The organism is Acidovorax sp. Root568 (assembly GCF_001427445.1).
Classification (GTDB): Bacteria; Pseudomonadota; Gammaproteobacteria; order Burkholderiales; family Burkholderiaceae_C; genus Acidovorax; species Acidovorax delafieldii.
The window spans coordinates 12815-37995 of the sequence record NZ_LMGP01000015.1 but is presented as its reverse complement, the minus strand read 5'-3'; the positions used below and the strand labels follow the sequence as shown (position 1 = coordinate 37995).

Annotated in this window: 24 protein-coding genes; 4 read left to right on the top strand and 20 right to left on the bottom strand. The window is 62.8% G+C overall.

The window, feature by feature from the left end:
- Positions 1-145: 145 nt before the first annotated feature.
- From ASD75_RS12035 to ASD75_RS11985, 13 genes are all read right to left on the bottom strand, one after another.
- Positions 146-535 (bottom strand): DUF2946 family protein, encoded by a 390-nt coding sequence (locus tag ASD75_RS12035; RefSeq protein ID WP_056745974.1) that lies wholly within the window; start codon positions 533-535, stop codon positions 146-148.
- Between the two features lie 128 nt (positions 536-663).
- On the bottom strand, positions 664-1347 hold the full coding sequence (locus ASD75_RS23715) for a hypothetical protein (RefSeq protein WP_156401013.1): 684 nt from the start codon (positions 1345-1347) through the stop codon (positions 664-666).
- Positions 1348-1457: 110 nt separating this feature from the next.
- Complete coding sequence (locus ASD75_RS23710) at positions 1458-2207, bottom strand: hypothetical protein (RefSeq protein ID WP_156401012.1); 750 nt, start codon at positions 2205-2207, stop codon at positions 1458-1460.
- A gap of 200 nt (positions 2208-2407) precedes the next feature.
- A complete protein-coding gene (mmsB, locus tag ASD75_RS12030; protein WP_255356275.1) occupies positions 2408-3337 on the bottom strand; it encodes a 3-hydroxyisobutyrate dehydrogenase in 930 nt (309 codons plus the stop codon).
- A 76-nt stretch (positions 3338-3413) separates the two neighbouring features.
- Positions 3414-3815 (bottom strand): DUF488 domain-containing protein, encoded by a 402-nt coding sequence (locus ASD75_RS12025; protein ID WP_056745970.1) that lies wholly within the window; start codon positions 3813-3815, stop codon positions 3414-3416.
- Between the two features lie 30 nt (positions 3816-3845).
- Positions 3846-4310: a TfoX/Sxy family protein gene (locus ASD75_RS12020; RefSeq protein WP_056745969.1), complete on the bottom strand. Its 465-nt coding sequence runs from the start codon at positions 4308-4310 to the stop codon at positions 3846-3848.
- Between the two features lie 72 nt (positions 4311-4382).
- Positions 4383-5549, bottom strand: a complete 1167-nt coding sequence (locus ASD75_RS12015; RefSeq protein ID WP_056745967.1) for an acyl-CoA dehydrogenase family protein — start codon at positions 5547-5549, stop codon at positions 4383-4385.
- Between the two features lie 45 nt (positions 5550-5594).
- Complete coding sequence (locus ASD75_RS12010; protein ID WP_056745965.1) at positions 5595-6011, bottom strand: lysozyme inhibitor LprI family protein; 417 nt, start codon at positions 6009-6011, stop codon at positions 5595-5597.
- A gap of 151 nt (positions 6012-6162) precedes the next feature.
- On the bottom strand, positions 6163-7686 hold the full coding sequence (locus tag ASD75_RS12005; protein WP_056745962.1) for a CoA-acylating methylmalonate-semialdehyde dehydrogenase: 1524 nt from the start codon (positions 7684-7686) through the stop codon (positions 6163-6165).
- A gap of 263 nt (positions 7687-7949) precedes the next feature.
- Complete coding sequence (locus ASD75_RS12000; RefSeq protein ID WP_056745960.1) at positions 7950-8498, bottom strand: phage tail protein; 549 nt, start codon at positions 8496-8498, stop codon at positions 7950-7952.
- 12 nt (positions 8499-8510) lie between these two features.
- Positions 8511-9551: an ABC transporter substrate-binding protein gene (locus ASD75_RS11995; RefSeq protein ID WP_056745958.1), complete on the bottom strand. Its 1041-nt coding sequence runs from the start codon at positions 9549-9551 to the stop codon at positions 8511-8513.
- Positions 9552-9697: 146 nt separating this feature from the next.
- Positions 9698-10714 carry a hypothetical protein gene (locus tag ASD75_RS11990; protein ID WP_056745956.1) on the bottom strand — a complete coding sequence of 339 codons (1017 nt, stop codon included), beginning with the start codon at positions 10712-10714 and terminating at the stop codon, positions 9698-9700.
- Positions 10702-11553, bottom strand: a complete 852-nt coding sequence (locus tag ASD75_RS11985; RefSeq protein ID WP_056745954.1) for an aspartyl/asparaginyl beta-hydroxylase domain-containing protein — start codon at positions 11551-11553, stop codon at positions 10702-10704. The genes ASD75_RS11990 and ASD75_RS11985 overlap by 13 nt, the downstream gene beginning before the upstream one ends.
- Before the next feature lie 1295 nt (positions 11554-12848).
- On the opposite strand from ASD75_RS11985, the gene ASD75_RS11980 reads away from it, so the two are divergent.
- Complete coding sequence (locus ASD75_RS11980) at positions 12849-13751, top strand: LysR family transcriptional regulator (RefSeq protein WP_056745952.1); 903 nt, start codon at positions 12849-12851, stop codon at positions 13749-13751.
- A 167-nt stretch (positions 13752-13918) separates the two neighbouring features.
- On the opposite strand, the gene ASD75_RS11975 is transcribed toward ASD75_RS11980, so the two are convergent.
- The 4 genes from ASD75_RS11975 to ASD75_RS11960 form a co-directional block, all read right to left on the bottom strand.
- Positions 13919-15193, bottom strand: coding sequence for an SEL1-like repeat protein (locus ASD75_RS11975; protein ID WP_056745950.1), 1275 nt, complete (start codon positions 15191-15193; stop codon positions 13919-13921).
- Positions 15194-15228: 35 nt separating this feature from the next.
- Positions 15229-16941 carry a DUF4384 domain-containing protein gene (locus ASD75_RS11970; protein ID WP_056745948.1) on the bottom strand — a complete coding sequence of 571 codons (1713 nt, stop codon included), beginning with the start codon at positions 16939-16941 and terminating at the stop codon, positions 15229-15231.
- Positions 16942-17056: 115 nt separating this feature from the next.
- On the bottom strand, positions 17057-17485 hold the full coding sequence (locus ASD75_RS11965; RefSeq protein WP_056745947.1) for a hypothetical protein: 429 nt from the start codon (positions 17483-17485) through the stop codon (positions 17057-17059).
- Positions 17486-17636: 151 nt separating this feature from the next.
- On the bottom strand, positions 17637-18110 hold the full coding sequence (locus ASD75_RS11960; protein WP_056062488.1) for a hypothetical protein: 474 nt from the start codon (positions 18108-18110) through the stop codon (positions 17637-17639).
- A 474-nt stretch (positions 18111-18584) separates the two neighbouring features.
- Here ASD75_RS11960 and ASD75_RS11950 point away from each other — a divergent pair, with 474 nt between their 5' ends.
- The 3 genes from ASD75_RS11950 to ASD75_RS11940 all read left to right on the top strand — a co-directional run bounded on the left by ASD75_RS11950 (position 18585) and on the right by ASD75_RS11940 (position 21103).
- Positions 18585-19403, top strand: coding sequence for a response regulator transcription factor (locus ASD75_RS11950; protein ID WP_082522434.1), 819 nt, complete (start codon positions 18585-18587; stop codon positions 19401-19403).
- Positions 19404-19518: 115 nt separating this feature from the next.
- Positions 19519-20334, top strand: a complete 816-nt coding sequence (locus ASD75_RS11945) for a sensor histidine kinase (RefSeq protein WP_146870983.1) — start codon at positions 19519-19521, stop codon at positions 20332-20334.
- A 187-nt stretch (positions 20335-20521) separates the two neighbouring features.
- Positions 20522-21103, top strand: a complete 582-nt coding sequence (locus ASD75_RS11940) for an EF-hand domain-containing protein (RefSeq protein ID WP_056745944.1) — start codon at positions 20522-20524, stop codon at positions 21101-21103.
- Positions 21104-21177: 74 nt separating this feature from the next.
- Here ASD75_RS11940 and ASD75_RS11935 read toward each other — a convergent pair whose 3' ends face one another.
- The 3 genes from ASD75_RS11935 to ASD75_RS11930 all read right to left on the bottom strand — a co-directional run bounded on the left by ASD75_RS11935 (position 21178) and on the right by ASD75_RS11930 (position 25178).
- Positions 21178-22857: an ATP-binding protein gene (locus tag ASD75_RS11935; RefSeq protein ID WP_056745942.1), complete on the bottom strand. Its 1680-nt coding sequence runs from the start codon at positions 22855-22857 to the stop codon at positions 21178-21180.
- 288 nt (positions 22858-23145) lie between these two features.
- Positions 23146-23304 (bottom strand): DUF3309 family protein, encoded by a 159-nt coding sequence (locus tag ASD75_RS23345; RefSeq protein ID WP_007856361.1) that lies wholly within the window; start codon positions 23302-23304, stop codon positions 23146-23148.
- A 230-nt stretch (positions 23305-23534) separates the two neighbouring features.
- Positions 23535-25178 (bottom strand): DHA2 family efflux MFS transporter permease subunit, encoded by a 1644-nt coding sequence (locus ASD75_RS11930; RefSeq protein ID WP_056745940.1) that lies wholly within the window; start codon positions 25176-25178, stop codon positions 23535-23537.
- Between the last annotated feature and the right edge of the window lie 3 nt (positions 25179-25181).

Sequence of the window (25181 nt, the reverse complement as noted above, 5' to 3'; positions counted from 1 at the left end):
CAGGAGCAACGCGGCTCACACCCGCCTGGGAGTTGGCAGGTGCACATGGCCGCGCGCCCACACCCACCCCACGGGGGTGAATGCAAGGGCAAAAACGGAAAGGGGATGCGCTATAGAGCGCAGGCTGGCTGGGGCCCGACGCGTGTCAGGCCCGCTGGGCTGGCGGAGGATCGCGTGCAGCAAACGGCCAGCGCACCTGCTGGGCCGTGATGGGGTCTGCGCCTTGCGGCGCGATGGCGCCGGGTTCTGCGGGGAGTTGCGGTTGGCGGGCCGGTGCATGCGCCAGCCCCGCTTCCAGCGCGTGGGTCAGGCACCAGGCGCAGGTGGTGTGTGTCTCTTCGCTGTGTTCGTCGCTGGCTGTGGCGTTGTTTGCCAACGCATCCACATCGCCTGCGCTTGCCGAGGCTGTGGCGCTGCGCATCAGCTCCTGAATGTGCCGCGCCTCATGCAAGGGCGCGCCCGCCAGGGCGTTGAACAACGCCACCAGCAGAAGCACGATGTGGAAAGGCAGGGCGGGGATGGTGCGGCGCAGCATGAGGGGATGCGAATCATACTCAAGTGCGGGCTGATGACTGGTGGGCAAGTCTGAAGTGAGTTGGAATCACCGTCGACTTAGCGCGCGAAGCAACCGGCTGGCTGTAGGCCGCTCAGTTTGAATTCCGGTTAGGAATGAAATCCATGTTCAAAGTGCCCAAGCAAGACGCCTTCTGCTTTCAACCAGTCTTGCATATGTTTATAGAGAAAGGGGCCAAGGGCCATTCCGGTCGTAGTGGGCTGCCCTACTTGGCTAAAAACTATAGCCGTCGACGAATAAGCATTAAATTTGCAAAGGTCGATTAAAAAATACTTTAAGAAAAGGTGGCAGACGTTGATTGAGCAAACGGCGTGCGCTACTGTGAAGTATGTTGAGATTAATGGAATATTTAGTGATTTAGAGGTCGGAGCTGCTCCAACGAATGCCCCATTGTCAATTGATTTCCATTCAAGAGCTTGCGCTCTTGAATGAACAAATCTATTCCTCACTTGAAACAACTCATTGAAATGTTGGACCGTGTGCAAAGAGTAATCAATGCGTTCACCAAACTTCGTTTGTGCAAAAAATTCAAACTTCTGCGCGACTGGAAATTTGTCAATTTTTTTAAGCAAATGCTCAGAAATTTCAAGGGTATCGAGGCATGCATTTGCAGAAGCCTCCAAAAACATCGTTGTGGCCAAAAAAGAAGCGCGAGCGAGCGCTCTACTGGCCATTTCGTGTGAAGCTATGGTCGCTTCGTAGCAAAGGTGCAGACTATCCTCGCACAGCGTCTTTGTAGCCCGATCAAATATCTTGGGGAGATCGTTATTCATATCTAACGTTTGATGTGAAGAGCCGCTCTAGCGGCGACGCTGCTAAGGAAGTCTAAGATCGCAGCTTGCGGGCAGTCCCTCTCGATGGAATGGTTCGACACACGAACCAGCTATTTTTCTACCTTGTTGTTGGCAGACTTCGCTGACCCGAAAGTGTTCTTTGTTTTTCGCTGTTGGTCTGCCAATTCGGTAATGATCTGTTCGTAGGTCCATCCAGGGGAAATGACGGCGATGCCCGCTTGGAGTGCCTTTTTTTTAATATCGTCTTCACCCTTCTCTGGAAGAATTATGCAAACAAGATCTCCAAGTTTGAAGTCAAGTGATTTTGTGGTTCTCCATTCTCGTTCCCAAGTGAAATCGTATTGCTCATGCATGGCATTCATGAATGGCACAATACGCCTCAAAATCTTATGTTCGTCGGAATCAGTTGCTACTGAGAAAAGATGATCAACTGCTTCTCGAACGCGAACATTGCCGTCATAGCTGTTGATGTAGATAGCGGGCTGTCCACCTTTGCTGGCAATGAAATCCTTAGTGAAGACAACGCCATACGGCTCTAACTTTATTTTTCGGCCGGCGATTTCTTGAACAAGAAGATGCAGCTGACTGAGTGGGACTTCTGTGAAACATGCAACGCGATACCCTGCCTGCTGATGCTCAGTGAATTTCGATATCTTTTCGTTGTAAATACAGTGAGGTTTTATCGCCCAAATGCTCTTATTCTTCAGTATCTGGAGCAAGTTGTCGCGTGCAGATGCACCGTTTGTGAACGATTTGCGATCGTCACGAGTTAAGTGCACAATGCATCGGGAGTAGTCTGTTCGATGCTGAGTTGCGGCTTTAGAGGAATTAGTAGCCATGGATATACGTAACTAGTAATGGATGACATCACAACTGCAGCCGTGTGTCGAATAAAAAATTCTGACGTCAGTATCTCCTGAAAGATTCATCCAAGATCTCGTTTAGTCAAACCTAAAAAATCTAGGTCGAAACCACAACGGGCGCTGTAACGACATGCTACAGCGCCCGTTCTAATCCGTGAAGACGAAGCTAGCGCAAATCAAGCCCCCTTCTGCACCATCTTAATAATGCTAGAAAAATCCAGCGCCCCATGCCCCGCCAAGCTGTGCGCCGCATACAGATTGCGCGCCATGCCACCCAGCGGCGTGGCAGCCTTCACCGCCATCGCGTTCTCTTGCGCCAGGCCCAGGTCCTTGAGCATCAGGTCCGTGCCAAAGCCGCCCGCATAGCCCTTGCTGGCAGGCGCGGTTTCCATCACGCCGGGGAAGGGGTTGTACTTCTCCAGCGCCCAATTGCCGCCCGAGCTGCGGCGCATGATTTCGCTCAGCACTTTGGGGTCCAGGCCGTTGGCTACGCCCAGGGCAATGGCCTCGCTGGTGCCGGCCATCAGGATGCCCAGCAGCATGTTGTTGCAGATCTTGGCCGTCTGGCCTGCGCCCACGCTGCCCGCGTGGAAGATGTTGGCGCCCATTTTTTCGAGCACGGGGCGGGCGCGCTCCAGGTCGGCGGCGTCGCCGCCCACCATGAAGGTCAGCGTGCCCGCAATGGCGCCGCCGGTGCCGCCCGACACGGGCGCGTCAATAAAGGCCACGCCCTTGGCTTTGGCGGCTTCGGCCACTTTGCGGGAGGTGGCGGCAGCGATGGTGGAGCAGTCAATGATCAGCGTGCCCGCAGGCAGCTGGGCCAGCAGCTCGCCCGCGCCGAGGAACAGGCCTTCGACATGCTGGCTGGCGGGCAGCATGCTGATGACGACTTCGGCGCCCGCCACGGCCGCCTTGGCATCAGTGGCGATGAGCACGCCGTCTGCGGCCAGCTTGTCGCGGGCGGGTTGCGAGAGGTCAAACGCGCGCACTTCGTGGCCTGCCTTGTGCAGGTTGTGTGCCATGGGGCCGCCCATGTTGCCGAGGCCGATGAATGCGATTTTCATGGTGTGTTGCTCCTGGATGTCGTTGTGATGGTGAAAGGGAATGGGTACGGTTTTGGTATGAATTTGATAGCTAGAAAGGCTTGTCCATCGCGCGGTGGTGGCCTAAAAAGTTTGAAATCTAGGGGCTGATGTCGGCCCCACGGCTTGCCAGCTCAGCGCGCAGCACCGAGCGGTGGCAGCGGGCTTCGTCCTCGCAGTAGCAGCCCAGCGACATTGCGCCGTGGTGCGACAGCGCGGCCAGCAAGTCGAGCGTGCGGCTGGCCTCGGGCTGGGCCAGTTCCTTGCGGAACTGTTTGGCGAAGGCCTCCCACGCCTTGTCGCCTTCTTTGCCTGTGGGCACCTGCTGGCCCTGTGCCATGAGGTCGGCGCTGGGGGAGAGCAGGGGGTACCACACGTCGTAGTAGTCGCGGCTGGCGAACTCGGCCTTGGGCACGCCACGCGGCGGGCGGCGCACGGTGCCGATGCGGGTGCCTTCCCCGGCGGCGCGCGGGGTGCCAAGGCGGACGATGCGAAGGGGCATGGTGGTGGGCTCCGGGTTGGGTGGGGCAGATCAGTCGTCGGCTTCGAAGATGCTGTGCTTCTTCGCGGCGGCTTTTGTCTTCGGCTTGGTGCCGGTGCTGGCGGGTGCTTTCTTCGCTGCAGCTGGGGTGTTGGCTGTTTTCTTCTTGCGCGGAGAGGCCTTGGCCAGTGGGTTGTAGGCAAGGGCTTCTTCAACCCAGTAGTTCCACTGCGCGCGCGTGGCGTAGCCGTTGGGCTCCACCCAGAAGTAGCCCTTCATGCCGCCGCCGGCCGAGAGTTCGCGGGTGTTCTGCATCTCCTGCAGTTCGCCGTGGCGGTCGGGTGGCAGGCGCACCAGCAGCTCTTCACCTTTGATGCCAATGCACAGCTTGCCGTCCACAAAGAAGCAGTAGCAGCCGAACATGGTCCGTTCTTCCACGTCGCTGCGGTGCGCGAGCGCCGTGCTCACGGCGTCGATCAGGTGCAGCGTTTCGTCGGAGAGGGGGCGGGTGGGCATGGCTTCTGATTCAAATGTGCAGCTACCGCCCGTTGGATAAGCGCTGGCAGCTATGAAAACAGGAGTAAGCGCTCAGCGAATCACCTCCGTCGCGTCCCCGTCCAGCATGCGCCGCGCAATGATGACCCGCATGATTTCGTTGGTGCCTTCCAGGATCTGGTGCACACGGGCGTCGCGCAGCAGGCGCTCCAGCGGGTATTCGCGGATGTAGCCGTAGCCGCCGTGCAACTGCAGGGCGTCGTTGATGACGGTGAAGCCTGCGTCGGTGGCAAAACGTTTGGCCATGGCGCAGTAGGTGGATGCGTCGCGCGCACCGGCGTCGAGCTTGCTGGCGGCCAGGCGCACCATCTGGCGGGCGGCCACCAGTTCCGTCGCCATGTCGGCCAGCTTGAACTGCAGGGCCTGGAAGCTGGCGATGGGTTTGCCGAACTGCTTGCGGTCCTGCATGTACTGCTGGGCGGCGTTGAGCGCGCCTTGCGCCGCGCCCACGGAGCAGGTCGCGATGTTGATGCGGCCGCCGTCCAGGCCCTTCATGGCGATCTTGAAGCCCTCGCCCTCGCGGCCCAGCAGGTGGTCGGCGGGGATGCGCACGTTGTCGAAGCTGATGGTGCGCGTGGGCTGGCTGTTCCAGCCCATCTTCTGTTCCTTCTTGCCGTAGCTGATGCCGGGCGCATCGGCGGGCACGGCAAAGGCGCTGATGCCGCTGGCGCCCGATGCTGCATCCCCAGTGCGGGCCATGAGCACCAGCACGTCGGTGCTGCCTGCGCCGCTGATGAAGGCCTTGGCGCCGTTGATGACGTATTCGTTGCCCACCAGCTCGGCGCGGGTCTTGAGCGAGGCGGCGTCGGAGCCTGCGCCGGGCTCGGTGAGGCAGTAGCTGGCGAGCTTTTCACCGGTGGTGAGCAGCGGGCCCCAGTGGTCGCGCACTGCGGGCGTGGCCCAGGTGCCCAGCATCCAGGTGGCCATGTTGTGGATGGTGATGAAGGCGGTGGTGCTGGGGTCCACAGCCGCCATTTCTTCAAACACCAGCGTGGCGTCCAGGCGGGGCAGGGCGAGGCCGCCGGCGGCTTCGGGCGCGTACAGGCCACAAAAGCCCAGCTCGCCCGCCTTGGCGATGGCTTCTTTCGGGAAGATGCCTTCCTCGTCCCAGTGCGCGGCGTGGGGTGCGAACTCAGCTTGTGCAAAGTCGCGGGCCGTCTGGGCAAAGGCGCGTTGTTCTTCGGTGAGTTCAAAGTCCATGGTGTTCTGTCTCGTCGTCGGTTTTTGTTGTTCTGGGGGCCTTGCTCAGGGCTTGGCGGACGGGTGGTCCAGCGTGAGCCAGCGCATCAGGCCTTTGCGGCGCGCCTGGGTTTCGGCCGTCAGGCACTCGTGGTACAGGCGCGGCCACTGGGGTTGCGATTCGTTGCTGCGCTGCGCCTGCTTGCAGCGCGTGGTGCGCTCACGCTGCCAGGCGGTGTGCTCCTGCCGCAGCTGGGGCCGTTCGTGGGCCGACAGGGCGCGCATCACGTCTCCGTAGAGGATGGCGATCTCGGTATCGGCTGCCTGGAAGGCTTGCACGGCGCAGGCGTTGGTTTCTTCCACCGTGCCGCCGGGTTTGCAGGCAGCACCGGCCCGTGCGTGGGCATCGGCACCCATCAGCATCGCGCAAGCAGCACCGAAGACCATGGCCCATCCCCGCATCGTTGTCAGATCAATTTGCATGCCCCGCTTTTACCACCGCGCGCAGTCGTTGAAACTGGTGCGGCCCAGGCCAGTGCCACCGTGCAAGGGCCGCCCCGCCGCAAGGGTGGCGTCCCCCTTCCCGCGCAAAGCGCGAGGGAAGGGGGAAGGCGCGCAGCGCCTCAGGGGGATGTCACTTCAAGCTAATCGTCGTGTTCACACCATGCGAGATGGTGCTGTCGTCAAACCAGCGTGCTGTCACGGTCTTGGTCTGCGTGTAGAACAGCACGACCTGCTTGCCGTAGGGGCCCAGGTCGCCCAGCTTGGAAGCGCGCGAGCCCGAGAACGAGAACAGGGGCACGGGCACAGGGATTGGCACGTTGATGCCGACCTGGCCCACGTCGATTTCTTCCTGGAACTTGCGCGCTGCAGCGCCCGACTGGGTGAAGATGGCAGTGCCGTTGCCGTTGGGGTTGTCGTTGATGAAGGTAATGGCTTCATCGATGTCTGCCGCAGCCGACAGGCACAGCACGGGGCCAAAGATTTCCTGGTCGTAGATGCTCATGCCGGGCTTGACGCCGCTGAACACCGTGGGCCCCACAAAGTTGCCCTTTTCGTAGCCAGCCACCACGGGGTTGCGGCCGTCCAGCTCCAGCGTGGCGCCGTCGGCAATGCCGCGCTCGATCAGGCTCTGCACGCGGTCCTTGGCGGCGCAGGACACCACGGGGCCCACGTCCGTGCCCTTTTCGACACCGGCGCTCACCTTCAGGGTCTTGGCCTTGGCCACCAGCTCGGGGATCCACTTTTGCGCCTCGCCCACCAGCACCACCACCGACAGCGCCATGCAGCGCTGGCCTGCGGCACCGAAAGCAGCACCGGCCAGGGCATTCAGGGTCTGTTCCTTGTTGGCGTCGGGCATCACGATGGCGTGGTTCTTGGCGCCCATCATGCATTGCACGCGCTTGCCGTTGAGGCTGGCGCGGTTGTAGACATGGGTGCCCACCTTTGTGGAGCCCACGAAGCTGATCGCCTTGATGTCCTTGTGGTCGCAGATCGCGTTCACAGCGGCTTCGCCACCGTGGATCACGTTGAGCACGCCAGGGGGGATGCCGGCTTCGAGCGCCAGCTCCACAAGGCGCATGGTCACCATGGGGTCTTGCTCGGAGGGCTTGAGCACGAAGGTGTTGCCCGTGGCAATGGCCATGGGGAACATCCACAGCGGGATCATGGCCGGGAAGTTGAAGGGCGTGATGCCCGCGCACACGCCCAGCGGCTGCAGCAGGGTGTAGGTGTCCACGCCGCCGGCCACGTTGTTGGCCAGCTCACCCAGCTGCAGGTTGCCAATGCTGGCAGCGTGTTCGACCACTTCCAGGCCACGGAACACATCACCTTCGGCGTCCGGCAGGGTCTTGCCTTGCTCTGCCGTGAGGATGGCGGCCAGCTCGGCCATGTTTTCGCGGATGAGCTGCTGGTACTTGAGGAAGATGCGGGCGCGGGTGCCGATGGGGGTCTTCTTCCAGGTCTTGAACGCTTCCTTGGCCGAGGCCACTGCGGCATTGATTTCATCGGCCGTGGCAAACGGCACGCGGGCCAGCACTTCTTGCGTGGCGGGGTTCACCACGTCACGCCACTCGGTGGACTTGGATTCGACGAATTTGCCGCCGATCAACAGCTTGACGGTGGGGGCCAGTACGGCCGTGGAAGTGGGTGCGTTCATGGGTTTGTCTCCGGGGGTTGCAAAGGGCCCGCAGCGCAGGCCTGTCCACGCATGTTATCCGTGCAAATTTGTAATTACAATGCTGTGATTTGCAAGTTCAATGTGCTTTTATGCACATTTCTGCGGTTGCCATTTCGGCAGCGGCATACCCCGCGGGGCGCCATTACCCCATGCGGAGGGGGCCAGGTTAGGCGCCAGAAAACAAAAAGGGCAAACACAAGCGTTTGCCCTTGTTTGCACCTGCTGTCGCGGGTCGGTTTCGCTCAGTTTCTGGACGGAAATACGCCTTGCACTGCGATGATGTAGTTCATGCCCAAGTGGGGTTGCATGACGGAAATGGGAGAATTGTTGCCCGTGGCGCCAGTGGCCAGGCTGGTCACCGGCAGGGTGGTGTCGGCGCTGGCACCAGGAGCATACTGTGCGTTGCGCTGGTTGGATGCAGCAGGCACCGCGCCGGAGCCGGGCCCGGTCAGTGTGCCTATGCTGGTGGAAGCGGAGACGCTGCCTGTCACCGTGTGGTTATGTGATGGCAGATTGTTAATTGTCAGCGTCTGAGTTGGCGTGCCAGCAACTTCTCCTAAGTCCATGCTGGGCAGCCCCGGACCTTGACCGGTGCCAACAGGTACTCGGCCGCGTAAGTCAGGCAGGGCGAAAGTTGATACGCCGTTGCCACCGTACGTGGTTCCGAGGATGGCAAATAAGGCGCTGTTCTGTGAAATGCTAAGAAGCTGGCCTTGGCAGAACATCCAGTTCTTTGGGGCGAAGTTGCCCGCAAACATTTTGATCTCACCCATTATTGGAGCTGTCGCCATAAAACGTCCTTATCAAGTCAAAAAGTATCCCGTGACCCAGCCGCCAGGTGCAGCGCTGTGGGCGGTGAATTGAGGGTAGGCTTGGCGTCGGCGCCAAGCGTCGGTATTTTGTACAGAACCTTCCCACAGCGGACCGGCGCTGTCCACGGCAGTACTGGTCCACTGGCGTTCTCCGCGTGGGCCGGAAAGAGGCGTTTTACGCAGCGCAGCCCATAGCTCATGGACGCTTGACGTATCGGATGCTGCCGCGAGGGCCTTTCCTACGCTGGCACCTGCTTCCGCTCCCAGCAGCGCTGCTGCCGTCCACCCAAGGCCTGCCTGCGCGAAACGGGCCTTCCAGCCGGACTCTGCCACCTCGGCGGCAGGCCAGCTAGCGACGGTCCATGCATGGACCCCCTGTGTGTGTTCGGCCAGCCAGGGAAAGCCCGCCAACTCGGTGCGGAGAGACGTTGAATGGACCTGCCACCACTGGGTGAAGCGCTGCGCTTGCGGACCCGAGTAGAGTGCAACCACCACATCGGGCTGATGGGACACGATAGACCGCTTCAAATCCTCGAATTCAGAGGAGAGCCCTGGCAGGTTTGCAACATGGCGCCCCACGACGTTGCCGCCTAGTGCTTGCCAGCGGTTCTGGAAAGACTGCAGAAAGTCGAAGCCTGACTCATGCCGTCCCATGGACAAGAAGGCTCGCGGACCGCATTGCGCATACACCTTGTCGGCAATAGCGGATGCCATCGCGCATAGCTCCAGACTATGGCGAACCGTCAGTGAGTGGGCCTCGGCGGTCGAAACTATGTCCGCGCCCGTATCACTTATCCACAGAGGCACACCGGCTTTCCGGGTTGCTGGGGAAATTCTCTTTGCCAGCAAGGGGGGAATCCAGCCCATTACGACGTCAATTTTGCTTTCCTGTAGCGCCAAGTTGATCACCTTGGCAGGCGCCGATGGTATGGGCCCAGCGGACAGCCAGTTCAATTCAAGCAAGGCGGTGGCGCCGGCCTGGGCCAGTCCGAGCTCCACGCCTTGGCGGTAGTCTTCGGCCAGCTGGGGCATTTTCTCGGAAGTAGGTGCTATGCCAAGTACGCGCCACCGGGGGCGTATCGCACCAAGCGAGGACAGGGCGGCAGCCGAAGCCTGCACACTTGTGACTGCCGCTGCTCCACCCGTTGCCAGGAAATGTCGTCGATGCAGCGTTGCGATCATTGCAGCGCCTCCTCGGGCTTGATGGAGACATAGGTACGCAGTGGGTCGTGGAGCCTCTGGTAGTGAGGTGCGATCCATTGCGCAGCCAGGGACTGAAGGAGGTCGCTTGCCATGCTATGTTTTGTTTCTGTATCGGGGACAAAGACTTGGTGAGGGTGCTTGCCATGCCGCGACGCGCGTTCACACATTCTTGCGCGCTCCTCTGCCGAGACCTGCCAGCGCATATGGGGGAGTACCTGTGACTCGATGGCCTCGGGCAGTTGGGAGTGGTCGAGCAACAATGCGCGCGAAGGTGCGAACTCTCGGGCCATGGCTTCGTAAATGTTCCCAAGCACCCGGGCGCAATAAAGTTCAGGGGGCATGAGGGCCAATTCGTGGGGGCTGAGGCCATCTACACCGCAGCCTGCCATGCCGGGGATCAGGAAGAACGCACGTTCCCGCATCTGCGACACCAGCACCGACAGCGGTTCCCGGGTAAGGAATACCCAGGGGGCGTCCGGCCACGCTTTTGCAAAGAGCGGTGCCTTGTCTGTGTTCCACGCATCGAGCTTGATGCTCATGGATTGCAGCGGTGGGCTGTCGCTGTCGCAGCGTTGCGCCCAGGCACTGGTCCAAGCGCGCAGCGCGCGCACCACCTGTGCTTCGTCAATCAGTCCGCTGGACAGTGCCTGCCGCACAAGGAAGTCCACGGGACCGGGCTCCGACAACTGGAGATGGTGTGCGCTTTCAGCGAGCGTTTGCGTGATGAGCGTGGAGCCGCAGCGCGAGACGTGGAAGATGACTAGAGATGGATCAAGGCCTGGTGATTGCTCATGCCAGGCCAGCAGGTCGCTGAGCGGCGTCTGGCGCCGGAACGCCAGATGGAAAGGGCGCAGCATATGACTCTGGATGCCATGCTGGAAGAAGGGCTCGCGCAGTGGTTCATCGAGCAGGCGGATCCAGTCCACCATCACCTGGCCTTTGGCGATGTAAAAGCGGATAGGGCGCCAGCCGCTGAAGTTCACAGAATCCATTGTTCCACCCACGCGCGGCGCCCGGCCTTCATGGCCGACTCCACATCTGATGCGTCAAATTGAAAGCCTGCGTCCTGCCCCATACGCACCGATTCCTGCACGAACTCGGCAGAGTTGGTGATGGCGCTGAGCCTTGTGGAACGCTCTGCATCCGCCCCCACGAAGTCGCGAAACCGGATGAATTGGCTCCACGGGTCGCTGGGGTCGGACAAAGGCTCGCCGCCATCGCTGGCGCGGAAGGCCTCGAACAGGCGCATGTCCACCGAGGCGTCCGCCACCAGGTGCACCCGGTTTTGGCTGCCACGGTTGCGCACACGGTGCGGCAGCGACACATCCACGTACCAGCACTCGCCAGCTCGCAGCGGAATGCGCTCACCATCGACATGGAAGAACACCTGCTCGCCGGTTTGCAGCGGCACGTGCAGGCGGGCTTCGCCGCGCGCAGCACACACACCCGCATCGATATGCTCCTTGATTTCGCAGCCGGGCAGCAATTGCATGAGCCGTACGGATTTCCAGGGCAATGCCATGGTTTCCAGCATCGCGCGCAGCGAAGGGCATTGTTCCAAAGCCGGCGTGTCGGCATAGCCCGATGCTGGCACATCAATGGGAACGACATCGATGGGAGCCTCGGGCGCGGAACGCAGTGCAAGTGCCTGCCAACCTCCGTCATGGCGGCCTTCATTGAAATGGGTACGCCAGAGGGAAGCTGGCAGGGCATTCACCTCGGCCAGGGCTGTGGCCGCGTCAAAACGCCAAGGCAACCTGGCGGTCCGCATGCCCTGCACCATCAGGCCATGGGGTTGCAGGTCGGCAAGCGACGAGTCCTGATACGTCATTGCGCGCAGATGGCGTAAGAACTGCAGGCTGTGGTCAACGAGGGTACGCGGTAGGAGTTGAGGAGTCGAACCGACCAGCCCTGGACTCCGGCCGCACAAGCACCGCCCTCGACGGGGCGGTTGGCCGCCACATACACAGCGTCAGCGTCAATTCCGGCAGCGCCGCTTGCGCCCTCGTACCCGCCGCCGACGACTTTTTCACCCACGTTGCAGCAGGAGGTCACTGCGCAGCTGTCTGCCGACCCACTGCCACTTGCAGTTCGAATATTGATGGCAATGGAGTTACTCCCCGCTGGACCTTGGGGGCCTGTCGCGCCTGTAGCTCCGGCAGGACCGGTGGCGCCCGTGGCTCCGGTAGCGCCAGTCAGGCCCGCTACGCCTTGTGCACCAGGGGTTCCTGCTGGTCCGGTAGCACCTGTTGCACCGGCGGATCCAGTGGCCCCAGACGGGCCGGTGGCACCCGTTGCACCCGTCAGGCCGGCTGGACCCGTCGCGCCGGTGGCACCCGTAGCTCCCGTGAGACCTGCCGGGCCTGTGGCACCAGTAGCACCCGTTGCGCCTGTTGTTACTCCGGGGGCGCACTGGCCTAGGCGCCCCGTAGGCCCGTCAAAACACAGCACGCTGGCATTGTTGTTGGCCGTGCCTGACAGACTGGGAACCCTCACTTCGCCGGAGTCTTGCACACGCAGGCGCTCGGTATTGGCGGGTCCCTTGACCACGAATCCGCCGCCGGGAGGCGGTGTGATGCTCACGTCCGCTGCGTGGACGGAAAAAGTTGCCAATGCCAGGCAGGCTTGACCGGCCCACAGCGATTTGTAACGAAAAGTGGTGCGTTTCATAAAGGTCAGGGACTAAGGATGCGGATGGACAACGCAAGCCGGCGCAGGGCCTGCGGCGCAAAAAAAGGGAGGCAGTGTGCCAGTGCCTGTGGCCATGGCTAAGTGCGGCAGGTGACTTGCCCTGCGTGTGGCATGTGCATGCCAGCGGACAGCCTCTGGGGCTGCACAAATGTCTTCATTTTTCCTCCCTCGCACTTGACTATTGCTGGCAACCGCTGCGGGTGCCTTGGCCCAATGGGCTCTGGTTATTGCTCGCTGTTCCATTGTTGCGAGCTTCGGCGCGAGCGCAGTGTGCAATAGAAAATATGCGGTGTAAATTATTTTTGTGCGATTTATCTCCCGATGCCCTTGGGCCGTCGCCGGGTTGCGTCTTTGGTCGGCTTTTTTGACCGGTCGTGCGAGTGCACCAGCGCCTGATTTCCGGGTTGTCTCGGCCCGGGGCGCCACAATCCGGATATGGATTGGGATCATTTCCGTTATTTTCTGGAGTTGGCGCGCGCAGGCACGCTTGCGGGCGCCGCGCGCCGCCTAGGTGTGGAGCACACCACGGTGTCGCGTCGCTTGCAGGCGCTGGAGAACCAGATGGGCTCGGCCCTTTTTTCCCGTGAGCCAGGAGGGCATCGGCTGACAGAGGCCGGCCGGCAGCTGATGCCTCAGGTGGAGGCGATGGAGGCCGCTTTTCTTGTGGTCGAAAGTGCCGCTCCCGGTGTACACCAGGGTCTGCATGGATTGGTGCGTATCGGCACCACTGAAGGTTTTGGCAACCTGATCCTGGCGCCCCAACTGGCCCGGTTCGCGTCGGAACACCCCGGTTTGGTGGTGGACCTTCTGGCCCTGCCGCGCCTGGTGCACCTGTCGCGCCGCGAGGCAGACATCGTCATCTCGCTGGAGCGACCGGCCCGCGGCGCGGTGGTGGTCGTGAAGCTGACCGACTACGTGCTGCAACTGTATGGAGCGCGCAGCTACCTGCAGCGCCATGCCCCCATCCACACGCCAGATGACCTGCGGGGCCACACCTTCATCAGCTACGTGGACGACCTGCTGTTCAGCAAGGAACTGCAGATCCTGGACGAACTGCACCGCCCCGCGCATTTCGCGCTGCGCAGCACGAGCATCCTGGCCCAGTACGAAGCCGCCCGCGTGGGGGCCGGGCTGGCTGTGCTGCCCGCCTTTGTGGCAGCGCAAGACCCGTCGCTGGTACCCGTGCTGCCGGGTGTGGCACGGTTTCAGCGCACCTTCTGGATGTCCATGCCGGGCGACAACAAGCACGTGGCCCGCATGCAGGCCACGTGGGCGTTTTTGCGGGAGGCGGTGGCGGCTCAGCAGGGGTTGTTGTTGCCTGCGGTAGTTGCTACTTAATTGATAGCTGATAAGTCAATTTCGACTAGCACTACAAGCCCGTTGGATTCCATTTCCTGATTTTTGGGGCGCTACCTGTGCGGCTGGAGTTCATGGCCCAGCACAGGTTTCGAGGGTGCTCGTGTCGGGGCGGGTATTGGGTGTTTGTCCCCAGCTTTTGGGCCGACCTATCGACGCAACACTTGCCCCGGCGTCCGCCACTGCAGCGGTACCAGGTCATACAGCGGGCTGGGCTCGCGCTGCCAGCCGCTGGTGGGTGCTGCGGTGGTCGTGCCGGTGGACAAGCCGTTGGTGCCGATGTGAAGACCGGCGAGCTGCTGCATCCACGCGACGTCGATGGCGCCGCCTTGCAAGGGTCTGGAGAAGATCAGCTCCAGCATCTTGCGGCCCTGTGGGTCGCCGCTGCTGGCTGCTACCTGGTACAGGCGCACGGCCTCGGTGTAGTTGGCAGGTACGCCGTCGCCGCGGTGGTAGCGCTGGGCCTCCGCGTACCAATCTGCAGCGCTGTAGCGGGCTGATCGGGTGTGGGCGTTGGGACCGCTCTGGATGCGGCGGGCCAGAAGGCGGGCGTTGGCGGCGGCGGCCTCGGATTTTGCAGACGCTGATTGAAACTGGACCATCGCCTGTTCGAGATCGCCGCTGGCGATGAACTCCAGCCCCAGTTCGTTGCCGGCCTGCGCGTTGCCGGCCCGTACAGCTTGCGTCAACAGTTTTTGAAGCGATGGGCTGGTCGTCGCTGGGGCCGCTGAGCCGGGATATCGGTCTGGTGAGGGCAAACGGGGCTCGGCCAATGGAGCCAATGCCTTGGCCGCATGCCATTCGAGGTATTTGGCAAGCCCCGGATCAGAACGGCCCACCAGCGCAATCCAGTGCATGGCGGTTGAAGGATTGGGTGCTGCCACGCACCCGCTGAGCTGGCACCACGCAAGGCCCGCAGGAGCCAGGGGGTGGCTGAGCATTTGCGCACGTTCAAACCAGTGCTGGGCCTGCGCCGGGTCAGCGGGCATGGCCAGGCCATGCAACGCCAGCAATCCCAACAGCCACGCCGCATCGGCAGGCGTCAGGTCGCCCGTTGATCGCGTTGTAGGGGCAGGGGGGGCGCGCGGCTTGCGCGTCGGCACCCCATCGCGTTGCGCGGTGCTGCGAAGTTTTTGCAACATCTTCTCCTGCGTGGGGTCGTCAGACCCGGGCACCTGGGGGGACGCCGCGTTCAGGCTGGCGCGATCGATGTCGGTGATTTTCGCAGGCGTGGGAAGCGCCCGCACCGATGCCAGCGCAGGTGCTGCAGTCACCACCGCCAAGACCAGGCACGCTGCACCCGAGGCCTGCGCCACGGCGCCATGGGTAGCGCGCCATATGCCCTGCGGTGCATGCCCACCCATGGTGGAATGCGTGGTCGCCGTGGTCGCCGTGGTCGCCGTGGTCGCCGGGGTGGTGGTCATCGCGTTCGCCTGCGCAGTGCTTTACCGACGGTGTGTCACTTGCGTGGGGCGGGTTGGGCAGGCGCACTGGCTGCGGCGGGTAGGGCGCGGCGTGGAATGACTTGCCAGTACACGGCATTGCCGGTGTAGCCATCGGTGCCCCAGGCGGTGGCGAAGGCTTCGTTCAAGCGCTCCAGCGCCCGGTAGTTCGGGATGGGCTTGAGCGGCGGTCCGCGCAGCGCCTCGGGCAAACGGGGCGTGCTGTCCTCATCGGTGGCAAAGCAGGCCACACCCTCGGTGCCGGGGCTGGCTGCGTCCATGATGAAGCCGGGGTTGGGGCTCATCCAGTCGGGGATGCGTATGGCCTGGTTGGCAGACACCCAGCCGGTGGTGTTGGCCTGGTTGGGCAGCAGGCGAATGACGGTGCCGGTGGCATCGGCCAGAAAACACTGCAGGTAGGATGCGCGCGACACGGTGGCCGACAGGAAGACCTGTTCCCCCACCTCGAATGCGGTGCGCTCCAGCAACACGTTCTCGATCTGCAGATCAATGGTGCGCTCAGGCGGTGGGTCTCCGTACTTGGCAGCCCCCGGATTGGTGCTCACCACCTGCACTGCAGCATCGCGAGTGGCGGGACTGGCGGCGATGTGCGGCACAGGCTCGGCGTGTGTGCTGGCCCAGCCAATGCGGGCCAGGGTGCCGTCAGCGGACAGCCCGACAAAGTGGCGCAGCGCCCGTTCGTAGGTCGCAAAGTCCACCACGCCCGTCACCACCATGCCGTTGTCCGCCTGAAAGCGCGCCAGGGCTTTGCGCAGCGCCGGGTCGTTGTCCGGCAGGGGTTGCGCGACGGGGGCGAGGTAGCCCCGGCTGATCAGCGAGCGTGTGATGAGCTGGGTGCGCACGGCGGGCGAGCCTTCGTCAAACCAGTCGCGCAGCTGCCGCTGAAAGTCCGGGTGGTTTTGCTCCAGCGTCAGGCATTGCCAGTAAGGCACCCGGGCCCATTTGCCAATGAGTTCGATGGTGGCCAGGTCCACCAGTGTGCGCACCGCACTGCCAGAGCCCTGGGTGTAGTCGCGCCCCACGTTGAACTGAACGCCATAAGTGCCGATGCGCCCGGCCAGGTCCACGCCCTGTCCGCCGTTGCCAATGATGACTTCGTTGGCTGAGTCCAGGCCGGGAATCAGCGTGCGGGTGCGAAAGTCGCCCAGGTGCATCTCCAGGCCGATGATGGTGGCGTTGCGGCTCTGGCTGTAGCCCATGTCGATGCGGGGGCCGGAGAGCCCGGTGTCAAACCGGTTGTTGATCACGTTCTGGTCCACGAACGAGATGGCGCCCGACAGGTACAGCGCGGGCCGCTGCAGCTGCATCTGGTTGTTGTTGAGCAGGATGGTGGTGAGGTTCTGCACCGTGTCCTGGCGCGCGATGTCCACTTCGTAGTCCACAAAGCGGAAGGCATTGCTCAGGCGCGACATCTGGGACAGGGCCGTGATCACCATGTCTTTGGTGGCCACGGTGACGCGGGTGGAGTAGTCGGGAATCTGCTTGCTCGTGATCAGTGTGGTGGGCAGCTGTGCATCGCGCAGCATGTGGTCCATGCACATCAGCGAGTCGGAGAAGCTGGAGATGGAGCGTGTGGGTCGCACCACGGGGCGGTCGGTGATGGAAGCCAGGCTCTGAAAGGCCTGGTCCTTGCGCGGGTCCCTGGGCGTGGCACAGCCAGCCAGTCCCAGCCCGACGACAAACCAAAGCGCTCCATGGATCGCGCGCATCACAGGGTGTGGGGAGCGTGGGCGCTGGGGGCGAGAGCATGCAGGCATGGCGGGGCTCGGCGGGGTGGGCGGCATGTTCTCTCTCCTGGCGGCCGGGCGCATGGCGCCTGGCCTGTTATTTGCAGATATTGACGAGATCGCCGCGCAGCACCACCACCTGCGGCGCCTGGTTGGGACCGTACTTGGCCGATCCCGTGGTGTTGGCAGACACGGTGTTGCTGCCCACCTCCTGGACGCAGGTCTTTTGCATGCCCTGTGCATTGGCAGTGGTGACCACGTCGTTGTTGGTCAGCACGCCAGTGGTGTCGTCTGAGAAAGCCTTGGCTTCGTAGCGGGCGATGCGGGCGCGTAGCCAGGATGGCATGGTGTTGCTGCCGTCCAGTCCCGTCGAGGCTGCCACTGGCCCTGTGGGCTGCATCTGGACCGAGAGCTTCTTGGTCAGGATGACCGGGTCTTCCCCGGGGGCCTGTGCCCACGCGGGGCTTGGCATCAGGCCGCAGACCGTGAGCAAAGCTGTGCATGGCGCCAGAAAACGTGTGTTCATGGAACACCTCCTATGGTGAGAATGAGGGGCCCACCCGCGCTGCTGTTTGCAGCCTTGCCGGTGTGCCCCTGGCACGAACTCATCCGGGCACTGATGTGTTGCCGGAATCAGACCCTCGCAGGTCTATTCACCAGCCGAGCTGGTGCCGATCTCAGTAGGGCCAGCCGGCGGGCTTGGTGGGCTGGCAGGTGAAGCAGGCGTTGTTGGAGGCGATGTTTTGCACCGCCTTGCTGTTGCTGCCGCTGGAGAGGTTATTGACCGACGAGTTGATCATCGAGGTGAATTGGCTGGAGTTGCCAATGATGGTGACTTCGCCCACGTTGGATGACAGGTTCTGGCTGGCGTAGGCTTCGCTGCCGCTGGCGGTGTTGGTCAGATTGCCGCCAAAGCCCGTTACCGTCTGGGTCGAATTGCCACTGATGGTGACGTTGCCGGTGTTGGAGGCCAGGTTCTGGAAAGCTTCGCTCTTCGAGCCCGTCGAGTTGTTGTTGACGGACACCGACGTCAGGGATACCGACTGCGTGGAATTGCCGGTGATGGTGATGTCCGGAGTGGAAGGGACCGGACCGGTGGCCATGGCGGCGGAGGCGATGACGCTGAGCGTGATGAAAGCAAGGGTTTTCATGACAGATCCTTCAAGGATGACTTCTACACTGGCTGCAACCGCAGCGAACCTGCGGTGCAGAGGGGGTTGGACGGCGCTTTCAGGCCTGGTTTTTTGAGAACCGGTGGCCGTTAGGCGCTGTCGGAGTTCAGTGTGCGAGCCGATGCGATTCGTGCGAATACGCCGGGCGGGCTACCTCATACAGCGGAGCGGTTCAACCCTTGGACCCGCGCAAAGCCTTTGCCAGCGCGGCTTGGCCGCCCGCACCACATGAGATCGGCCGAACAAAGTCAGGTAGTAACCAATTGCTACTTGGGCAACATTGCCAAATATATTTGGACCTTGAAATTTATTTGGCGCACTGTGTGCGCTGCCGTACAGAGGGGCATGAGTGCGTTGGAGAACATGCATGTGAACGCAAGAGTTGCATGCAGATGCGTCCACCGAAAGACCCAGTCCATCGGGGCCCACCACCACGTCCGCAGGAGTTCACCCATGAGCAGCAGTTGGCAGGTCGATACACCATCGCAAACGTTGACGTCTTCAGCGTTGCTTTCAAAGCAGAGTGCGCGCGACCTTGCATCGCTTCCCTCGGGCCGGTTTGAAACCTATTCCAATCCGCCATCGGTCTGGCCCGCCTTCCTCACTGGGCAGGAGGCCAACCCGGTGCGGGTCTTGCTGGTGGACGACGATCCGCACATCCGCCTGGTGATTGCACAGGAGCTCATGGCCGATGCCCGCACGTTGCTGGTGGCGCAGGCGGGCAGTGTCCGCGAGGGGCGCAAGGCCATCAAGAATCACGATTTTGATGTGCTCCTGGTGGACCTGAACCTGGGCGACGGTGACGCCTTTGACCTGTTGCACTACGTGAAGCCTGTGCGCCCATCGGCCCAGACGGTCGTGATCTCGGTCATGGAAAACGACGAGCAGGTCCTGCGGGCCTTTGAACTGGGGGCCACGGGGTATGTGGGCAAGAACTCGTGGTTCGGCAACTATTCGCAAGCCGTGTTGCAGGTGGCCAATGGTGGCGCCTCCATCACCCCCAACCTGGCGCGGCGGTTGCTGCAGCGGTTTGACCGCACCCACTCAGCCGAAAACAAGCGACGGCAGCCCGATGAGGCAGATCGGCTGTCCACACGGGAAAAGGAAATCCTGCGCATGGTGGCCAGCGGCTACACCAGCGTCGAGGTGGGTGCGCGCCTGCTCATCAGCAGCATGACGGTCAACACCCACTTGCGCAACATCTACCGCAAGTTGCAGGTGCGCACCCGTGCCCAGGCGGTGCGCTTCGCCTCGCTGCGGGGGCTCTTTTGACGGAGTGATGCAGGTGGCTGCCGCGTGTGTGGGTTGTGCGGTCACCAGGTGTGCTCTCGGTTGCCCACGCCACCTAGAAAGCCAGGATTGAGCGGTGTTTCGCACACGTCCCCCGTTGTTCGCCATCGCTTGCATGTGCATGTGGCTGCTGCAATGGGCGCTCCTTGCGACGGCGTTTTATGGCTATGACGAGGAGAGGCCGTCGGATCGGCAATGGTGGGAGCTGGCCGCCCTGGTGATCTCGGTGGGCCTGGGGGCCCTGCTGCTGGTGCAACTGCCGCGGGCCCTGCAGTGGCGCCCCCGGCTGCGGCTGCGCGCCAGTGCTGAGGTGACGGCAGAGCGGCGGCGCATTGCGCAGGATTTGCATGACAACTTGGGCGCACAACTGGTCTTTGCCATGGCGCTGCTGGAGACCGAGCCGCCCGCAGTGCGTGAACTCCGTTCGCTGCTCGACAAGTGCATGCTGGACCTGCGACTCGTGGTGGACTCCATGGATGCGGCGGACGAGCCATTTGCTGACCGCCTGGCCCGGCTCCGGCACCGCATCCAGCCCGTGCTTGATCGGCGTGGCATTCGCATGGTGTGGGATGTGCAAATTCCGCCGTTGTCCAGTTTTCCGTATGCCGACAGTGCCATGCACCTGGTTGCCATTGTTCAGGAGGCCTTGAGCAACGTGTTGCAGCATTCGGGCGCCACCGAGGTCTCGGTGGGTGTGCGTTACCGTGCGGGTGCCGAGTCCTGGTGTGCCGAGGTCAGCGACAACGGGCGCGGCATGCTGCTTCACGCTGGCGAAGGCAGCCCACTGGGAGGCCATGGGGTGGCAGGCATGAACCACCGCGCCCAGATGGCGGGCGGTGACTTGCTGGTGCTGCAGCGTCCGGGTGGGGGCACCTGCATTCGGGTGGTGATGCCGGGCAGAGGGAGTGCCTAGGATCGCGTGCGACTGCCGGGCTCGCAGCCTCCAGCCCGCTGTCCATTCGCAAAACTGGCGTGAAAACTGTTGGCTTATTCGCCCACCGTACGGGCTGCTGCCCGCTACCCTTGGTGCATCTGGGCGATGCGGTGACTTGCGGACAGGTCAAAGGTACCGGGCTGTCGCCACACAGGAGTTCATGGCGATGTCCCCTCTCATTTCCGGCCTCGCATCGGTGGCGTCGATGATTTTCAATGCCGCCTCCAGTGGCGCGGGCAAGGCGTCCGCGCGGCGTGGGGGTGAGGCGGCGTCGCCCGAGCCCTCGGCCGTGGTCACGCTGAGCCCCGAGGCGCAGACGCTGGCGGGAATGGCCGGGCAGGGCGCTCTGGCGACCCAGGGCCAGCCTTCTGGCGCGGGGATGGCCGTGGGGCGTTCGTCCGGTCAGGCCACTGCGGCATTGCCCGGTGGCCGTGCGGCAGGGGCCGTGTCCAAGGACGATTTCCAGGCGTTGCTGACCCGGTTTGGTGCCACCGAAGATCAGAAGCAGCAGCTCACGGCGGGCTTTGACGCGGACAAGGATGGTGTCATCACCCACGATGAATTCCTCAAGGGGCTGGCCCGCACCAAAGGCCAGCAGGCGGGCAGCGATCCGTTTGCGCAAGCCGTGCTGCAGGTGATGGACCGTGCGGGTAACGCCGATGGCACCGTGGCCAAGGACGAGTTTGCAGCGCTGACTTCGGCGTTTGCTCTGGCAGAGTGGCGTGCGCCCTCGACACGGACTGCCTGAACAGCCTGAACCGTGAGGGTGCACCGGTACCTGCCACCTGTGCTGTGAGCACGCGTGTTGGGGCTGGAGCTGTATCAGGTGACCTTGGGCAGCGGCAGCGACACCCAAAAGCTGCTGCCCTTGCCCGGTTCGCTCTCCACCCCCAGGCTGCCCCCCATGCCCTCGACGAGGCGTTTGCACAGCGCCAACCCCAGTCCCGCACCCTCAAAGCTGCGCGTGGATGACCCGTCGACCTGTTCGAACAACGTGAAGATGCGGTGCTGGTCACCGGCCGCAATGCCAATACCCTCGTCCGTCACGCGCAGCCGCCACACCGTCGCATCAGGGGTGTCCTGCTCGGTCTCCAGGGTCAACTGGATGTGACCCGAGAGGCTGAATTTCACGGCGTTGTCCAGCAGGTGGACCAGCACCTGCTGAATACGGTCTGCGTCCCCCACGTGGCTGGCGTCGGTGCCCACGCCATCGAGGGCCAGGAATATCTGCAAGCCTTTTTGGCGCGCCTGCGGCTCCAGCAGTTGCACCGCATCTGCGGCCAGCTCTGGGACCGATAGCGGTGCAAACTGGAACGCCACCTGGCGTGTTTCCAGCGCAGCCAGATCGATCAGGTCGTTGAGCATGCGCATGAGGCCTTTGGCCGCATCCATCACATTGTTCAGCACGGGCTTCAGGCGCTCATCCTGCGAGCGGTTGCGCACCAGTTCGGTCATCCCCAGGATCAGTGTCATGGGGGTACGCAACTCGTGCCCAATGTTGGCGAGAAAGATGCTCTTGGTGCGCAGGGCAGCCTCTGCGGCTTCCTTGGCGACGGACAACGCTGCGGTGCGCTCCTTGACCCGAGCCTCCAGGTGCTGCCGCTCTGCCTGCAAGGCGCGCTCCAGCTCCCGTCGCCCGGTCACGTCGCGGCCAATGCTGTGGTATCCGGCTGGCTGGCCCCGGGCATCGCGGTACAGGCGGCTGGACATCTCAAACCACCGCACGCCGCCATTGGCACAGCGCATTGGCAGCGTCAACAGCGGCTGCCGGTCACGCACCGCCTCGCGCAGTGCCTCAGCGCCCTCGGGTGTCAGTGTCTTGTAGATCGAGCGGCCGATGACCTCATGCGCGGGGACGCCGCGCGCCCGCTCGTCAGAGGGGCTCACATACGCCACCGTCATGTCGGGGTTGATCCGCCAGATCACTTCTTCTGCGCCTTCCGTGAGCAGCGTGAACTGTTGATCCCGCTCGGACAGGTGCTGGTACATGCGCAGCGCCTCTCCCACAAACAGGTAAAAGCACACGCTGCTGAGCACCAGTGCCAGCGTGAAGGTGATGAGTGCGTGCGGCGAATACGGCAGCCTTTGCAGGCCACTGCTGCCCAGCATCAGCGCCACCGTCACCAGGGTGTAGCCAATGCCTGCTGCGCGCCCCAGCAACAGGTAGGCCGCACCCACGCCAATCAAGAACCATACGGCGCGCAACTCGTGCCCCAGCGGCTGCCAGAGCGCATAGGTGAACAGCGCCAGCCCGGCGATGGTTTGAACGAGCGCCACCGACACATACACCTGGGGCCGACAGCGCAGCGCCACCCACAGCGCCATCATCAGCAAGGTGCCAGCCCCGATGGCCAGGCTCCATGTGCCCGGCGTGGGAATCAGCCCCCATGCCCCCACCCCCAGCAACAGAAGCCCCAGCGCGATGTTGGCCAGCAACATGCTCTGAAGCAGGCGGACCTGAAACTGCCGCATGTTGCCGACGGTGGAGATGGGGAGAGGCATGGGCGCTGGGCGCGTAGGTAGTCAAACAGAGGTATCGTTTGTATCAAATAAATTATAAAAATGCAATTAACATCAATTTAATTGTATTTTTGGGCGCGAATTGATCATTTGGTTGGGTTGTGTCTGCCGCCGGCTGGCTTGTTTGCCAGTGGTGCCGGCGAGCCATTCACAACGCGGCGCCCAAAACAAAGGGCCCTCGAAAGGGCCCTGGGTGAGTGCTCCGTAGCGGACGGGGCGCGAGCAGTGTTGCCTCGCGCCCCACACCTGCGTGGAAGGTTCAACAACCGGTCATATCCGGCCCATCAGCAGCAGAATCACCAGGATCAGCACCACCAGGCCAATCCCGCCGCTGGGTCCATAGCCCCATGAGCGGCTGTGGCCCCAGGTGGGCAGGGCGCCGACCAGGATGAGGATCAGAACGATCAGAAGAATCAGCGAGAGTGACATGGCAGTTCCTTGTTGGAGTGGTTTGCGGTGAGTGCATTGTTGGGTGCACCCCGCTAACTGCCCGCAGGTGCCGCGCCCGCCGCTGGGTCAGGGATTTCCGACACCCGCTGTGGGATGCGCGGGTTGTACCCGGACGAGACACCGCAGATTCATGTCAAAAATGATAGCTGCAGGCGCATGTTTGACTAGCGCTTGCAGCTGTTTTTTCTCCAAACCTGTGCCGAAGCCTCTCAGTGGGCCCCCGCTGCGTCTGCCGCGCCCGCGCCGCCGGTGCGCGCAGGGCGCTTGGTCAGCCAGATCAGCCCAATCAGCAGCAGGAACAAGCCGGCCGAGCCCAAAAAGATGTCGTTGGCCGCGCGGGTGAACGCCTGCTGGTCGATCAGCCGGTTGATCTGCGCCAGCGCCTGCATCTGCGTGAGGCCCGACGCCACTAGGCCGTCCAGCGTCTGCGCGAACACCCCCTGGCCTTGCACCAGCCCTTCGGTCAGGTGCGCGTGGTGCATGGCGGCGCGGCTCTCCCACAGCGTGGTGGCAATCGACGTGCCCATGGCACCGGCGGTGATGCGCACAAAGTTCGACAAGCCTGCTGCCGCCGGGATGCGGTCTGGCGACACACCCGCCAGCGTCAGCGTGGTCAGCGGGATGAAGAAGAACGCCATGGCCGCGCCCTGCAACAGCGTGGGGATCAGGATGTGGATGAAGTCCGTCTGCACCGTGAACTGCGAACGCATCCACAGCACCGTGCTGAACACGATGAACGCACCCGTGGCCATGCGGCGCGGGTCCCACTGGCCGACCTTTTTGCCCACCAGCGGCGTGAGCAGGATGGCGAACACGCCCACCGGCGCCAGCGCCATGCCGGCTGAGGTGGCCGTGTAGCCCATCCACTGCTGCAGCCACAGTGGCAGCAGCACCACGTTGCCGAAGAACAGCGCATAGGCCACCGACAGCGCCAGCGCACCAAAGGTGAAGTTGCGGCCCTTGAAGAGCTTCAGGTCCACCACCGGGTGCTTTTCGGTCAGCTCCCACACCAGAAAGACAGCAAACGCCACCACCGCAACCACGGCCATGGTGATGATCTCGCCCGAGGCAAACCAGTCCAGCTCCTTGCCCTTGTCTAGCATGAGCTGCAGCGCGCCCACCCACAACACCAGCAGGCTGAGGCCCACGGTGTCAATCGGCAGCTTGCGGATGGGGGTCTCGCGCTTGCGGTAGATGCCCCAGGTCAGCACTCCGGCCAGCAGGCCCACAGGCACGTTGATGTAGAAGATCCACGGCCACGAGATGTTGTCGGTGATCCACCCGCCCAAGAGTGGCCCCACCACCGGCGCGACCAGCGTGGTCACGCCCCACAGCGCCAGGGCAGTGCCCGCCAGAGCGCGCGGGTAGCTTGCCAGCAGCAGCGTCTGGCTCAGCGGAATCATCGGCCCGGCCACCAGGCCCTGCAGCACGCGGAAGAAGACCAGCATCTCCAGCGACGACGCAAAGCCGCACAGCCAGGAGGTCAGCACGAACAGCAGCACGCTCATGGTGAACAGCCGCACCGCGCCAAAGCGCTGGGTGAGCCAGCCGGTGAGCGGCACCGAGATCGCATTGGCCACACCAAAGCTGGTGATGACCCAGGTGCCCTGGCCGGGGCTCACGCCCAGGTCGCCGGCAATGGCCGGGATGGAAACGTTGGCGATGGACGAGTCCAGCACGTTCATGAACGTGGCCAGCGACAGCGACAGTGTGCCCAGCAACAGGGCGGTGCCCTGCAGCGGCGGATAGGCAGCAGGCGGCCCGGGGGGGGCTGCTGGTGGCGACACCGCAGCAGGCGCCGCCGGAGCGGGGGCCTGGCCTGCGGTGTCTGCAGTGGGGTTGGCGGCAGTCATGCT